Annotated in this window: 8 protein-coding genes and 6 pseudogenes; 9 read left to right on the top strand and 5 right to left on the bottom strand. The window is 44.5% G+C overall.

The annotated features are described in order from the left end of the window. The first annotated feature begins 199 nt into the window (after positions 1 to 199). Positions 200 to 613 (top strand): lysozyme inhibitor LprI family protein, encoded by a 414-nt coding sequence (locus ACJY2G_RS23195; RefSeq protein WP_439292233.1) that lies wholly within the window; start codon positions 200 to 202, stop codon positions 611 to 613. 38 nt (positions 614 to 651) lie between these two features. Beyond that, positions 652 to 876 (top strand): hypothetical protein, encoded by a 225-nt coding sequence (locus ACJY2G_RS23190; RefSeq protein ID WP_439292232.1) that lies wholly within the window; start codon positions 652 to 654, stop codon positions 874 to 876. A 563-nt stretch (positions 877 to 1,439) separates the two neighbouring features. Here ACJY2G_RS23190 and ACJY2G_RS23185 read toward each other — a convergent pair. Further along, positions 1,440 to 2,840 (bottom strand): HdeD family acid-resistance protein, encoded by a 1,401-nt coding sequence (locus ACJY2G_RS23185; RefSeq protein ID WP_439292231.1) that lies wholly within the window; start codon positions 2,838 to 2,840, stop codon positions 1,440 to 1,442. A 350-nt stretch (positions 2,841 to 3,190) separates the two neighbouring features. Then, positions 3,191 to 4,156, bottom strand: a pseudogene (locus ACJY2G_RS23180) (integrase core domain-containing protein); the annotation flags it as partial. A 66-nt stretch (positions 4,157 to 4,222) separates the two neighbouring features. Between ACJY2G_RS23180 and ACJY2G_RS23175 the strand changes: the two are divergent. Further along, positions 4,223 to 4,990, top strand: a pseudogene (locus tag ACJY2G_RS23175) (IS110 family transposase); the annotation flags it as partial. Positions 4,991 to 5,393: 403 nt separating this feature from the next. Here the strand turns inward: ACJY2G_RS23175 and ACJY2G_RS23170 are convergent. Beyond that, positions 5,394 to 6,167, bottom strand: coding sequence for an SDR family oxidoreductase (locus ACJY2G_RS23170; RefSeq protein WP_439292230.1), 774 nt, complete (start codon positions 6,165 to 6,167; stop codon positions 5,394 to 5,396). 196 nt (positions 6,168 to 6,363) lie between these two features. Here ACJY2G_RS23170 and ACJY2G_RS23165 point away from each other — a divergent pair. The 3 genes and pseudogenes from ACJY2G_RS23165 to ACJY2G_RS23155 form a co-directional block, all read left to right on the top strand. Further along, a pseudogene (locus ACJY2G_RS23165) lies at positions 6,364 to 6,432 on the top strand (hypothetical protein); the annotation flags it as partial. A gap of 72 nt (positions 6,433 to 6,504) precedes the next feature. After that, positions 6,505 to 7,218, top strand: coding sequence for a LysR substrate-binding domain-containing protein (locus tag ACJY2G_RS23160; RefSeq protein ID WP_439292229.1), 714 nt, complete (start codon positions 6,505 to 6,507; stop codon positions 7,216 to 7,218). 408 nt (positions 7,219 to 7,626) lie between these two features. Next, on the top strand, positions 7,627 to 8,514 hold the full coding sequence (locus ACJY2G_RS23155; RefSeq protein WP_439292228.1) for a benzoate transporter: 888 nt from the start codon (positions 7,627 to 7,629) through the stop codon (positions 8,512 to 8,514). A 604-nt stretch (positions 8,515 to 9,118) separates the two neighbouring features. On the opposite strand, the gene ACJY2G_RS23150 is transcribed toward ACJY2G_RS23155, so the two are convergent. Together ACJY2G_RS23150 and ACJY2G_RS23145 are read right to left on the bottom strand one after the other, a co-directional pair. After that, positions 9,119 to 9,511 (bottom strand): hypothetical protein, encoded by a 393-nt coding sequence (locus ACJY2G_RS23150; RefSeq protein WP_439292227.1) that lies wholly within the window; start codon positions 9,509 to 9,511, stop codon positions 9,119 to 9,121. 137 nt (positions 9,512 to 9,648) lie between these two features. Next, positions 9,649 to 9,765, bottom strand: a pseudogene (locus tag ACJY2G_RS23145) (IS1 family transposase); the annotation flags it as partial. Positions 9,766 to 10,155: 390 nt separating this feature from the next. Between ACJY2G_RS23145 and ACJY2G_RS23140 the strand changes: the two are divergent. The 3 genes and pseudogenes from ACJY2G_RS23140 to ACJY2G_RS23130 all read left to right on the top strand — a co-directional run bounded on the left by ACJY2G_RS23140 (position 10,156) and on the right by ACJY2G_RS23130 (position 14,346). Then, positions 10,156 to 11,419: pseudogene (locus ACJY2G_RS23140) on the top strand (IS3 family transposase). 294 nt (positions 11,420 to 11,713) lie between these two features. Beyond that, positions 11,714 to 12,643, top strand: a complete 930-nt coding sequence (locus ACJY2G_RS23135; RefSeq protein ID WP_439292264.1) for an aminotransferase class I/II-fold pyridoxal phosphate-dependent enzyme — start codon at positions 11,714 to 11,716, stop codon at positions 12,641 to 12,643. 171 nt (positions 12,644 to 12,814) lie between these two features. Further along, positions 12,815 to 14,346, top strand: a pseudogene (locus ACJY2G_RS23130) (IS3 family transposase). Positions 14,347 to 14,584: the final 238 nt, after the last annotated feature.

Genomic DNA, 14,584 nt, shown 5'->3' with positions numbered 1-14,584 from the left:
AACATTAGCTCTTCTGCGTATGAATGCGCTGATTTTCCGTTTTATCGCTTTACTTGACCAACATCGTGCGGCGGTAAACGTTAACGATTAAAATGCATACTTCTCTCTTCATTAAAGATCATCATTTTATATTCAGTTGGCTTAACGCCAATCCCCACTATTGATAGAAAAAAATTTCTCAACTTCAGGATATTAAAATATGCAAATACGTATCGTCGTCCTACCATTGATTTTCTCATTCTTTTTTTCAAGCAGCGCGCTGGCAGTGGGTAAACCTGAAAGCAACTGTTTGCAGACAGCTCAGAATCAGAGGGAACTGAATGATTGTGCTGCCCAGTCTTACAAAAATGTAGATCGAGAGATGAATGCAGCCTATAAAAAAGTCATGGACACGTTAAAATCATCCCCTGAAAAAAGTAAGGCGCTACTTCAGGCGCAGCGCGCATGGCTAAAATTTAGAGATGCAGATTGTGCATTTTTGAGTTCAAACTCTGTAGGCGGAAGTATAAACGCGATGAATGGCGCTTTATGTTTGAGTGAGCTCACAACGGAACGCACAAATTCTCTGAATAAGATAAAAAAATGCGACATGGGTGATCCTGAGTGTCAATAATTGATATTTAACTTGATGATATTTAATAATGGAGAAGAATGATGCGAACAGTATTACTTGCGGTTTCAATGGTATCTTTATCAGGGTGTGGGATCAGTGATAAGCTTGATGCGATGGCTCTGGAAAACCATAAAAAAGTTTGTGATGGTTATGGTTTTACAAAGGGGACCGATGCCTATGCCAATTGTCTGATGCGACAAGACGAACTGAGAGATGCCGATGAGCAAAAGATGATGGATAGAGAGGCGAAAAAGAAAAAGTAACGGCAGTAATCATCTTGCCTTGATTCTCACAATCAGAGAAATTGAGCTACTCAACTTTCCCTCACAAAACCCTCTAGAATCAAACGAGAAAAAACCTGATTGCTCAGAGCATTCTGCAGGGTTTTGATGAGGCATCGAATTTCCATTCGTTCAAAAAATAAACTACTTCCATTGAATTAATCTCAAAGATGTGTTTAAAGAGGATGAAGAACAATCTGTTGTTTGCGGACATCGGTTCTGACGCCAATTAAGTGTTACTCATCGCCAAGCCACATACGTCAACTTGTAATTTTAAAAAAAAACCGCACCAAGTCGAATATCGCTGGTCGCGGCTACGCCGTACTTCTATCGATAACGAAGCTCAAAAAAGATGCGCGCAACCTTGCCTGACCAGTAAGATGAGACCATATCTAAAGCTTTAACTGGCTAATATCGATATCTGAAGTTGCGAAGATTACGCAGTACATTTTAGCCTGCTTCCCTAAATCGGATATATTCCAACACCTAGTCTTGCTAATTGTTTGCCGTTGGTGAGGTCAATTACGAAAACATGGCCATAATTGCTACTTGCCTTTATCTTTTGGGGGAACGTTTCTCACAGTGGGTGCTCTCATGCCCTGTGATTTTTCATCGTGCCATTGTTTGTGCAAAGTAAAAATTTTGTTTATGGCGCGGCGTATGGTGGTTATCCAGCCGGCAGGCCGAGGATCCGCCAACATGCTTAATGCACGTGCATAGTCGAGCGTCAGCCCTGGGGTCCAGGCCATCGTTTTTGCGCGCTTCCGTATTTGTATCGCCACCCATAACTCAGGCGTCGTGAGGATTTTACTCAATACCCACCAGTGGCCACGCTGCACCCATATTTTACCCACCACCCCTTCCAGTGCAGCTTCAAGCCCACATGCCACACTGCTTGAGCAGTTACGATGCGTAAGGTTATAGGTATTGTCTGCCTGGTAGACCTCCCAGAACCGATTCAACCGTTCAGCATCGTAGTTCCTGATCCGCACCTGCATGGTTGAAGGGCACCATTTTTGGGATTCAGTCACATAATCCGGTTGAAACTGCCCTTCAACATTATTATCTGCTGTTGCCCTTAGCAAGCGAGTAAATTGATCCGGTGACCGGTCAATATCCTCTGCCGGATATAGGCTGATATATACGCCCTCCGGAGATTCTAGCGCAGCATGACCGGTGGAAATCACCCCGTTTTTATCCACCGCAGCAATATAACGATCAATGACTGGATGGGGCACCACTGCATTCTTCGAGGATCCTACAGGTGTCCAGACATGTATGGTCAGTGCAGGTTCATCGGCAGTCGGAGGACCATCCCATTCCGTAGTCAACGGGGTCGATTCTTTACTGCTGGCTTCCTCAGCAGCCGTATTGCCCAAAACGGCAGGGTTGACCTCTAGCTTTTTGACACGCATCGCCAGCATAACCATATTCCACCCGCCGAATATCAACCCCAGACCTAAACAATAAGGGACGGTGCCTACATAATGGGTCGGATAGGGTTGAAAGAAAAAAATGGCTAACATGATTTCGATGACGCCGCCGGCGACCACAAATGTCCAGTTTTTATAACGTACAATGCCAGCGGTGATGATTTGTAATAGCCCGTCGGTCAAAAATAAAATGCCAAAAATCATCGATAAAATAAAATGACCATGGTGATGCCCACTCAAGATCAATATCGCGGCCAGGGAGAATGCCGCCCCTTTTACGTAACGTAAGGTACGTTGTCCCCCGATGCCGGTGTGCGCAACCATCAATGTTGCCACACCTTCGACCAACAACAGGAAAGCAAAGGGATATAGTGGAAAATAAATCGCGTTATCCAATGCATCGATGAAGATGATTAAGCCAGCTAACGCACCTAACCAACCAGCAATCATCAACCCACGCCAGCGGTTACGTAAATAATCAACTCCCAGTAAAATCATTACCAACTGAACCATGCCTTATAACCTCTTCTCATTTTCTTTTAATCTTAAGTTGGCTTATCAGCCCAGCCAGACATTCTTAATGGGTAAACACTATAAAGAAATCGCAAAGCAGCGCAGCCATGAATGGTAAGAGGTAGGTATTCAACTGTATGGCTACTCACCTATCATTCGGCACAACCATTGCGTGCGCCAATGCCCCAAGTCATCGACCATACAGTATAAACTCTGACTAACTCACCATTTCTGAAGCGTTCGCTCACAAGTGTAACCACCACAGTATAAACATCTACAAATTGTAGTTATCAATAAAAATGGTAATAATTATAGAGCTTGCTCAAAAAATATTCCGGATTCATTTTGCGTTAATCTGACCCCTTTCCAATATTGGTGCCTGAATAAATCAGGGCCCCCTGACCTGTTTGCAGGCTTCGGATAAATTTTGCCGGAGTATGGTTATTTAACGAGGAACGTGGCCGGTACTGGTTATATTCCTGCCGCCAGTGCTCGGTCTTATCCTGAGCATCTTTCAGTGACAGGACCGGTGCATGTACAGACATTCATCTCGCTGGCTGCCGTTAAATGACTCAACTAGGGCGTTATCCGCGGGCTTCCTGGGGCGTGAAAAGTCCTTCGTTACCCGGTTTCCATCCGTCCAGTTAATCTAGCATTTTCAAGATTAATTCGCTGCAGTTGTCCATCTGTAGCCGCTGTGGTACACGCAGCTGTGTCTGCCAGATCCGTTTTATCACATCATCACCGCGAAGACCCTAGTGAACCTCAATCGCCACGCCTTCACGACTACAGTGAGGGCATGGATCCGGCGCCCGTGGAACAGATTGTCAGCAAGGAAATCCATGCTCCAGCACTGACCTACAGCGGTCACTACCGGGCGGATACGCCTGTGCCTGGCCGTCACGTGCCACCGCGAACATTTTGACCGCAAGCTCAGCCCTTCCAAATAGTAAATTCGATGGATTTTCTTGTGCTTAACTAGCCGCAGCAGGATATGTATCCGCTGCACACCATAACGAAAGTGGTTTCTGCATTCTCCCGTATCCGCTGAGACAGGTGCGGTAGGTGCAGACCGTTCGGCTCTGCATCATCAACCGACATCCCCTGCTAACCCCAATGCGGTACGCCTCCAACAGGCATTCGACCACCTCGCGTTTCTGCATCGGTCTCAGAAAATTTTGGATGACATCCTTCAACTTTTCCTTATCCAGACTGAGATCGGAGATTAGCCGTTTCGGGCGGTGACTCTTTTCCTCCAACTTGCGCAGCTATCGCAGTTCTGTCACGCCCATGCCGCCAAACTTCTTCTTCCAATTACTGGAATAGACTACATCCTCCCTTAGCGCTTAACTGGACAAAATACGTTCAGAAGGAGAGTAAACATGAATATCGTCTATCTGGGTATCGATCTGGCTAAAAATGTTTTCCAACTCTGTGTTTAAACCTGGCTGGATAACCCTTTACACTAAACGCGTTCACCGAAAAATATTGCTTCAGACTGTAGCCAATATACCGACTTGCCTGATTAGCATAGAAACCTCAAATGGATCATTTTACTGGCAGCGTGAGTTTGAAAAACAGTCACGTAGAGTAAAAGTCATCAATCTCCAGTTTGTTAAAGCTTTTGCCTTGGGGCAATAAAATGACGGCAATGGCGCGCTGGCGATCCTATAGCCGCTGATGCTGCCCACGATGAGATTTGTCCTGCTAAAAAGCACGGGAGCAGCAAGATATTCAGGCCTTATATCGTGCAAGACAACGGACCGTCAATCATAGTACTGCGACGGTCTGTCAGATACGAGGGTTGTTGCGGGATCGAGGGATACCCATTGATATCACTGTCACAGGGGGTCGTCGAACTATTCTATTGATTCTCGAAGATGCTGAAAACGGGCTCAGTGCACGTATGCGCAGAATGATTGCGGAGCTCTATGACCTCTTTTGAGATCTAAACAGCCTATAGGATTTTTTCATAAAGAAGTCTACATCGTTTTAAACAGTCCGAAAACTGTCAGCATATTGCTAAAGTGAAAGGTATGGGCCCCAAAACCGCCACAGCCGTTATTGCAACGATTGATAAAGGGACAGAAATTAAGAATGGCCGCCATTTTGCTGCGTGGTTGGGCCTCGTGCCGCATCAACACCCGAGCGCCGGTTTCGGCCGGTTTAAGGGCAAACGCTATCTGTTCTTCGGTATAACGGGTCTTTTTCATAGTTGATATACTTTCAGCGAGATGAAAGAAAGACCGGATGCTTCATTTTAGACTGTCACTCCTTTCTGGGAGAAGATTAGAGATCAAGGAGAGCACTGTCGGCTTTAGCAAAGGCCGAACACCAGAAAATTCTCGAAAACATTAATGAAGGCAGGTGGGAAGCTAAGATTAAAGGCGTCAAATTTGGCCGATAACGCACCGTGGACAGAAATGTCGTGCAGGCACTTCATGCAAAAGGCACTTGCGCAGTGGAAAAGCTCATGAGCCCGGCATTGCATGTTCTACCGTTTTAATTTATTGAAAATGATAAGGCCTCTGAAAGCTAAGAGGCCTTAATGTGCTACTTGGTGGTATAACCGCCGTTAATGAGGATAGTCTGTCCCGTCATCCACCACCCCTCGCTGACCAGGAACCGGACCCATGGCACGATATCTTCAATGTCGGTCAGGCCGGTTTTGCTGAAAGGAGACAGCGCCGCTGCTGTTTTATGGTAAGCGACCGCATCTTCGCCCTCTGCTGGATAGAAGAAAGGAGTATCCATCGGGCCGGGACCGATAGCCGTGACAGAGATGCCACGTCCACCGAGCTCCTTTGAAGCGGCACGAGTAAAGTGCTCGACCGGCGCCTTCATTCCCGCATAGGTAGCATAAAATGGCGTGTAGGCACCAAGAAGGGAGGTCACCAACGTGCATATTTTACCGTTATCATTGAGGTGATTACCGGCTTCTTTCAGAAAGAAGAAGGCAGTTTTGGCGTTGACTGCACTCATTTTATCAAATTCAGCCTCAGTAACCTCAGCCATTGGTTTTTTCAACACCTTACCGACGGTATTAATGGCGATATCCGGTTTGCCGACCGCCGCCACCACATCTGAAAATAATTTTTCCATGGTAGCAGCAGAGGTCAGATCGGCCTGAAATGCGAAGGCTTTAGCACCGCTGGCCTTCAGAAAAGAAACGGTGTCTTCGGCTTCCTTCTGTGAGGTCGCGCTGTTGTAATGTATGGCAATGGCACGCGCTCCCTGCTGTGCAAAATCACGGGCAATCAGACCGCCCAGATTTTTGGCCCCGCCGGCAATAAGAACAGTTTTACCGCGAATGTTGTGGTCAGCCATGCTTTAACTCCTCAGAAAATAATTGTACGGGTCAGCCCCGCACTAAGTAGCTTAATACTTTAATAATATTTATAAAGATTGATAATATGCATGCACTATCCATAGATAACGCATAATGAGGTCCTGTGGACACAATAGATCTGTATCGTGTTTTTCTCAGGGTAGCCGAGAATGGCAGTTTTATACGGGCCGCTGAATCACTCATCCGGCCGGATCGACTGTCTCAGCAGCTGTCCGCGAGCTGGAGTTAAGACTTAATGCGCGCCTTTTTCACCGGACGACACGTAGCGTTTCGCTGACACTTGACGGTAATATTTTCTACGCGCGTTGTCAGGAGATGGTGAAGAGAATTGAAGAAACTGAAAACCTTTCCCGACAAGCCAGCGATGTAGTGGCAGGTAAAATCCGTGCTGATGTGCCAGGACGCGTCGGTAGCCATATCATTTTACCCGCGCTTCCAGAGTTTTTTAAGCGTCATCCGGCTATTCAGATTGACCTCGGCGTTACTGATCGCAATGTTAACCTTGCAGAGGGAGGCATTGATTGTGCCGTGCGGGTAGGCATTCTGGATAACTCCGGGATGGTATCGAAATGTATAGGATACCTGAATATCATCAGTGTGGCGTCTGATGACTATGTTGCTGCGTTTGGTCAACCCTTATCTCCGGCGGAACTCAGTCAGCATATTGCCGTGGGCTTTGCTTCCCCCACTTCAGGTAGAAGAGAGCGATGGGAGTGGATGCATGGAGGTGAAGTAAAAAGCACTGACGTTAAAAGTCATCTGACAGTCAACAGCGCTGAAGCATATATTTCTGCCTGCAAGGCAGCAACAGGGATAATCCAGATACCCGAATATGATGTTCTTGATTTACTTGTATCGGGAAAGCTACTGGAAATAATGCAGAAATTCAGGCCACATCCGTTGCCGCTCAGTATTCTTTATCCTCACCGACGGCATCTCTCCAGCGCTGTGAGGGTATTTGCAGACTGGTTGACACCGTTACTGCAAGAAGAAATGCAGCTCGATACTTCAAAAAATATATCCGGTTAAGTTAAGCCACGTAGTTAATAGCATGGTAACTACACAGGAGTATCCAATTTACGGAAATAAAACTCAAAACACATTCAGCCAGAGCTGTGCTACTAAATATAATGAGGTCGGTAGTGCGCAAATGTGCGGTTCATTCAACATGCCGGATATGTAAGGCAACATCATTAACGTGAGTTTTCTTTCTAATGAACATCAGCCCCCTTTCACCTCCGCGTACAGATAATGGCTTTACGCCTTCCAAATGCATTAAATTTTGAATGTATATAGACGAAATATTTAAACAATGATTAAACCATCTCTATTTTTTTTGGGAATTTCTAATATATTCAATGAAAGTTTAAGTAAATACAATTCTGTTACCTGTAGAATTATATTCTTTAGTATTAAGATTTAATTAGCGGGGATGTGATGATTTACGATTGTTTTTTATACTATGATGAAGATATGCTTTTGGATATTCGTCTTCATACCCTTGATTCAGTTGTTGATAAGTTCGTTATTGTTGAATCTCTTTATACTTTTACCGGGAAAAAGAGAGAAAAACTTAATTTTGATATCGAAAAGTTTATAAAATTTAAAGATAAAATAATTTATGTTGTAAATTATACGCAGCCTAAGGTTTACGATCATGAATTTTTGTCAAATAGTTCTACGGTAAAAGCTGGAGAATCTGACCCGTGGGAAAACGAAACCATTGCCCGCAACAGTATTATGCGAGGGCTCAACGATGCGAATGATGCCGACATAATCATTGTTTCCGATGTTGATGAGATTTTAAGACCGGATGCGATTAAGCTTTTCAGGCACCGTAATCTCTGCACTACTGTGCACATGGATTACTTCAATTACAAGTTTAATGTTCAGGTAATGAATTCTGATGGTACACCACGTAAAGCTGTGTTACCTAAAATGGTGACTTTTAAAACTTTAAAAAACTTCTTTTTTGGGCAACCCGATTTGCTGAGAAATGTGAAACGCAGGGGTAACCCTATCCGCGATAGTTGGTTTAGATGGAATTGGCTTAAGTATCGAACTAAAACCATTTGTGATGGGGGGTGGCACTTTTCTTGGGTGATGACGGATAGACGTATTTCTGAAAAAATGTCTACTATTTCTCACACTGAACATAATGTACCTGAATTCAACAATCCGAAACATATCAGGGACTGTGTCGAGAACAATCTTGACATATGGGGGCGCCCACGACTGTTGAAAGTGTTGCCGGTGACAAAGAGGCTGTTTCCTGCTTATCTTGTCGAGAGAAGAAGCCACATGGCCGACTTTTTCCGTGATTAGTTTCTAGCCCAATCCATAATCAATATATCGGTAAGAAAATGAATAGTTTCCCATGGATGAACATAACAAACCTGTCGGTTTTGTAATTATGCCGGACATTTTCTGAGAGATATAATCAGCCTCTCTATCGAGGATAAAATGCGAAAAAAAAATTTTCATGAGTTTAAATATGAGCGTGAGAATCTGGCTCTGCAGCACAAGTACCCGGTGACTCATACTGCTGAAACGATGTGAATATTGGCCTTTCAACCTTAAAGCGCTGACTACGGCAGTATCGCGAAGAGATCCGTGAAAACACACCGATAGTCAGTGCAATAACACCAGAATAACGGCGAATACAAGAAATTGAAAAGCAGGTTCGTCAGTTGCAACGAGACAGCACCCTGTTAAAAAAACGGTACAGCCTTCTTAGCCATAAAAAATGAAAACCAAAAAGTTACGGAGATGATGAACGAATCTGCCCAACCCCGAACAGGCCATAAGTAATTTCTATCATTAATTCAACCAGATTCAGCCCTGTCTTACGTTCCACATAACTTTTCAAAAAAAATTGGAATTCCGCAATGTGCCGGGTACAACACTGTTTACGGCCCATAGACGGTTGTTATTTTATGACTATTTCATCAAAAAAACAGTGCGTTAATTGTTCTGGAGCATGAATGCCGTGGGCCCATTTTAATACGTTAGTTTTTTCGTCTTGTTCTACCATTCCACCCCAGACATCAATAAATTTTTTGTTTTGAAAGAAAAAAACGCCTGGCTCAGATGTTTTTGTTGAGGCGAAAATAGCGAGCCATCCTTCGTTGGATAAAACTTCGGATACGTCGATTTGTTTTGAGCTGACTTTTTCAACCAGTACCTTTTGCACCAGATCTTGGTAAAAGGGATTGTTACCAGCGTTGATTTTTAGCTTTAAATTTCCACAGTCGACGGTGGCTGACGCTATGTTTACTACTAGAAATAATGGGAGAGAAAGGAATAATAAAATTTTTTTCATAATAAAATTACTTCGTTAGGGTTTAGTAAAAATCAGTATAGAACACAAAATCTCATCAAGTGCCCAAAAATGGTAATTTACTACTTATTATAACATATATTTTTAAGTGCAGGCAGTAATGTCTTTTTCATGCAGCTCTAGAGCGAGTAAAAAGCAAATTTTCGGTGAGACAGACTCTTGAACCGGGTTCTTAATGTCACATTATTAAGTTCAAAATCTTGAGTAAAGAGTTGGCCGATCAGATGTTTACTCTTCGGTGCCTCTTTAACTAATTCCTCCTGCTATCTCAGGTTTATCTTGTCGATATGAACGGGGGTGAGTAGGACCAGTATTTTACGGGACGGATGACCCGTGAATGGTCCGAACCTATAAGAAAGAACACCCCTGTGTTAGATATATCGATGAAGCTGTAATCTGAAAGTGGCCACTGGCAAAGAATCATCGGGCACGGTAATGCAATGGAATTCACTCTGTTCACAGGTCAATGCCCGCAGGTAGACACGAACAAACATAGTCATGGTACTTTAGAGTCCTATAGCGAGACCTGTCTAGTTTGGATTAGGCCTACCAGATTATTGTAGTAGCCCCGTTTAAACCTGACACTTCACTAGTAAAGTCATAGAGCTATGTTTAAGAAGTGTCCTGTGCAAAGAATCGAAGTGATCACTGGCGTGCAAAAGCGCCATCGTTATACTCCCGAAGAGAAAGCCCGTTTTGTTGTGCTCGCCTTACAGTCCGGCTACACCGTATCACTCGTTGCCCGGCAATATGGCATCAAACCCAGTCTTATTTTTAAGTGGAAACGGTTCATGAACGATGGTGGAAAGTCTGCGATAGCCGCAGGCGACGAGGTGGTCAGCGTCTCGGAGGTGAAAGTTTTGGAGAAAAAAGTCAAACAGCTTGAACAAATGCTGGGACGCAAAACGATGGAAGCCGAAATCCTTCGGGACGCGCTTGAGATAGCCCAGGCAAAAAAGTTGATATCGCGCATGCCATGGTTGCCACCGGACGATACCCCCTCATCCGAATAGCCAAAGTGCTCTGCGTATCGCGTTCGAATCTTTGTGAACGGCTGCTGAAGAAACACCAGCACCGGTCAGCCCGCTACAGCAAAGATGATGACGCCCGCCTGTTACCGCATATCCGCCAGATATGCAGCGAGCGGGCGACAAACGGCTATCGTCGCGTGACTGCGTACCTCAATCGTGCGCTGAAGGAACAGAACTGGCGGGTTAACCCCAAACGTATTTACCGGATCATGCTGGCGAATAACCTGTTACTGGCAAAATCTGACCATAAAAAGCCAGAGCGCTGTTATACCGGCAACATCGTGACACTTAAGCCGGATACTCGCTGGTGTTGAGATGGATTCGAAATCCGCTGCTGGAATCGGGAAGTCGTGCGGGTGGTGTTCAGCCTTGACTGCTGTGATCGCGAAGCCATCGGTTGGTCGGCGACAACAGGTGGAATAAACAGCGGTATGATGCAGGATTTGCTGGCAGAGAGTGTAGAAAAGCGCTTTGGAAATACGCTTTATCTGCCACATGCCGTTGAGTGGCTAACCGATAACGGCAGTTGCTACATAGCGGACTCAACAAAAAAGTTCACTGCCTCACCCGGGTTGATCGTGTGTACGACGCCAGTACGCAGAGCAATGGGATGGCTGAATCGTTCGTGATAACGTTCAAGCGTGACTACGTGTATGTGAATAACCTGCCGAATGCGGTGACCGTAATGGAAAAACTGTCGGAATGGATGGAGGCCTATAATAACTGGAGTCCTCACAAAGGTTTGAAAAAGCAGTCACCGAGAGAGGATAGAAGTGCGCTGCTGGCTATAAATCAACCGCGTCCGTTTTGGCATGGGCAACTCCAATTATACAGTACCGATTCTGCCAGTTCGGTATAGGGATACGTTAAAATGACATGGTAAAAATGATTTTTATTGATTATATTGAAATATAATTTATCTATTTTGGTGACATATGCGTCAAAAACCTCTCCCACCTTTCCTTGAACAAAGAATAAAAGAACACTATCAGGATCGCTTTGTTAATGAGTGGGGGGGGGAGAGTTTATTTAAATCACCATCACCATCATCGGATGATGTACCATTGAATAATAATGACTACCTTTGTATTTGTAAAAACAAATTACTTCCCTATAGCCGTCGGGAGAATACTTCCGCTGAAGTGTTGATGTCATCATTTTTTTAGATGAATCTAGTTTTCAAAGTGAAGTTGAAAAGGAATTTTCAAAATTCTTTAATGTAGATAGTAGCATTTTATGTCAGTCTGGGTGGGCTGCAAATACAGGGTTAATACAATCATTAGCGGATAATAACACACCAGTCTATGTTGATGTTTTAGCTCATATGTCATTCCATGATGGAGTATTACTTGCGAAGGCAAGGTCTTATATTTTTGCACATAACAATGTAAATAGTGCGCGAAAAAAAATATTGCTATATGGCCCTGGTATTATAGTGGTAGACTCAGTTTATAGCACTAATGGTAGCCTTTGCCCATTAATTGATTTCGCTACATTAGCTCAAGAGTTAGATTGTGTTTTAGTTGTTGATGAGTCACACTCAGCAGGTACACATGGTCCAGAAGGACGAAGGTTGGTAAATCATTTAAAAATTAATGAGCAAGTCGATTTTATTACCGTAAGTCTTGCTAAAGCGTTTGCTGGCAGAGCTGGGTTGATAACTTGCCCCAATAATTTCAAAGATTACTTTCTACTTGAGTCTCACCCATCAATATTTAGTTCAGCACTGATGAGTCATGATTTAAAGTGGTTTATGGATGTGATTCCACTCATTATTTCTTCTAATGTCAAGAGAGAAAGGTTGCATTCTAATTCCAAGCAAGTAAGGGCAAGTCTGGCACAACTTGGATATAATGTTTCCAGTGGAACAGAACAAATTATTGCGGTGGAAATCGGCAATGAAAAAAAAGTGCAAGTACTGCAAAAAAAACTTCAAAAGAAGGGCGTGTATGGTTCCGTATTTGGTTATCCTGCTACGACAAAGAACAAATCTTTAATTAGGCTTACAATAAATTCAGATCTAACTGATTCTGATATATCAAGAATAGTCGATGCATTTAAGACAAGTATCGCCGATGTATGATTTGAGGATCATGAAATGTTATGACTGGATATAGGGTTTTCTCAAAAAAGGTACTTATCGTACCTTTTCATATAGTTCGGCTTCAGACCCATATGGGGTGAAGTGTTGATCGCAAGCAGTCGGGCGAACGGGGGGGGGCGGACGATTTCTTGGACTCTCGGGAGAGAGTTAATGCATTCATATGAGGACAGGGTTCGGGCTGTTGAACTCTATTATCGATATGGCAAAAAAGCCTCTGTGGTCATCAGAGAATTGGGATATCCATCCATAAAACAGCTCGGTCGCTGGGTGAGAATTTATGAAGAAACTGGCGAATTACCGAGAGAATTAAAATCGAGACAGCGATACTCACAGGCGCAAAAAATCGCTGCTGTGGAACATTACCTGACGCATGGTGGTTGTCTGGCGTTTACTCGGCGAGCCATAGGCTATCCCAGCGACGTATTACTTAAACGCTGGATTGAAGAAATATATCCAAACCGGCATCCTCTGATTGTCCGCTCAAATACAAATAAATGCTTCAGTCAGGAAGAAAAATATCAAGCCGTCCGTGAGCTCTGCAACCGAAGCGGAACCGCCCTTAACGTTGCTCAAAACATAGGCGTGAGCGTCCCGGTCCTGTACAAATGGAAGAAAGACCTGCTCGACGATGAGGCTTATCGATCCATGCGAAGACGTAAAACATTACCTCAGAATAAAAACCAGGATGCATTGCTTGATGAAATCACGCGGCTTAAACAGCAGGTTCATCAGTTGCAGCTTGAACGCGATATCCTGACAAAAGCGAATGAACTGATAAAAAAGACATGGGCATCAGCGTCCTGACCCTGAAGAACAGAGAGAAAACCCAGATCGTTGATGCCCTAAAGGAAATCTATTCCGTCGCTGAACTGCTCTGTGTTCTGAAGCTTGCCCGGAGTTGCTATTTTTATCACAAAGCGAGCCAGCGTCTGAATGATAAGTACGCGGAAATACGCATAGCCATGGCAAAAATCTTTGAAGGAAATTACCGCTGCTATGGATACCGGCGTCTGCACGCGATGCTCCGAGAGAACAAGCTCTGTATCACTGAAAAGGTTGTCCGCAGGCTAATGACTGAGGAGCAACTCGTCGTTAAGCGAGCCAGGCAACGACGATACAGCTCTTACTGCGCAGAAATAGGGCCGGCACCTGAAAATCTCCTTGCCAGAAATTTTCGATCCTGCAGCCCAAATGAGAAGTGGCTGACTGATATTACTTAGTTCCACCTGCCGGAGGGCAAGGTCTATCTGTCGCCCGTAATCGACTGTTTTGATGGCAAAGTGGTGAGCTGGTCGATAGGAAAACGTCCGGACGCGAAACTGGTGAATTGCATGCTCGACGACGCGCTCGATACGCTCAGAGAAAATGAAAAACCGGTGATACACAGCGACAGAGGCGGCCATTATCGATGGCCGGGTTGGTTGAATCGTATTAATGCATCAGGTCTTAAAAGGTCCATGTCGCGCAAAGGTTGCTCGTCGGATAACGCGGCGTGTGAAGGCTTCTTCGGGCGGGTCAAAAATGAAATGTACTATGGCAGAAACTGGGCGAGCACGACGCAGGAAGAATTTATCTGCTTCCTGGACAGGTACATACGCTGGAATAACGAGAAGCGAATTAAATTATCATTGGGTGCAATGAGTCCGGTTAAGTACCGGCAGCATCTGGGGATCACAACATAACCAGTCCAACAAAACTTCCGCATCTCCGAACACGACATTATCGCTTTGCGCTGACAAGTTATGTCTATCCCTGTTTAAAATGTCACCCTGATTTCCCATTTTTGAATGTCACTTTTTATCCAAATTTTGAAGAGAAAAGGGCAGTCAGGTCATCTTTTCAGACTGGGTTTGAACAGGGTCGGGTCGGCAAGTACCGGGTTCATTGCCCTCAGTTGTTCCTGAACCTGAGCCTGTCTTC

Source organism: Rahnella sp. ATs2 (genome assembly GCF_051851855.1).
GTDB classification, from domain to species: Bacteria; Pseudomonadota; Gammaproteobacteria; order Enterobacterales; family Enterobacteriaceae; genus Rahnella; species Rahnella variigena.
The sequence above is the reverse complement of the archived record's forward strand: the minus strand, read 5'-3'. Positions and strand labels throughout refer to the sequence as shown.

Coding starts and splice junctions, on each gene's coding strand:
- ACJY2G_RS23195 (WP_439292233.1), top strand. CDS start 200: ATGCAAATACGTATCGTCGTCCTACCATTGATTTTCTCATTCTTTTTT.
- ACJY2G_RS23190 (WP_439292232.1), top strand. CDS start 652: ATGATGCGAACAGTATTACTTGCGGTTTCAATGGTATCTTTATCAGGG.
- ACJY2G_RS23185 (WP_439292231.1), bottom strand. CDS start 2,840: ATGGTTCAGTTGGTAATGATTTTACTGGGAGTTGATTATTTACGTAAC.
- ACJY2G_RS23170 (WP_439292230.1), bottom strand. CDS start 6,167: ATGGCTGACCACAACATTCGCGGTAAAACTGTTCTTATTGCCGGCGGG.
- ACJY2G_RS23160 (WP_439292229.1), top strand. CDS start 6,505: ATGGTGAAGAGAATTGAAGAAACTGAAAACCTTTCCCGACAAGCCAGC.
- ACJY2G_RS23155 (WP_439292228.1), top strand. CDS start 7,627: ATGATTTACGATTGTTTTTTATACTATGATGAAGATATGCTTTTGGAT.
- ACJY2G_RS23150 (WP_439292227.1), bottom strand. CDS start 9,511: ATGAAAAAAATTTTATTATTCCTTTCTCTCCCATTATTTCTAGTAGTA.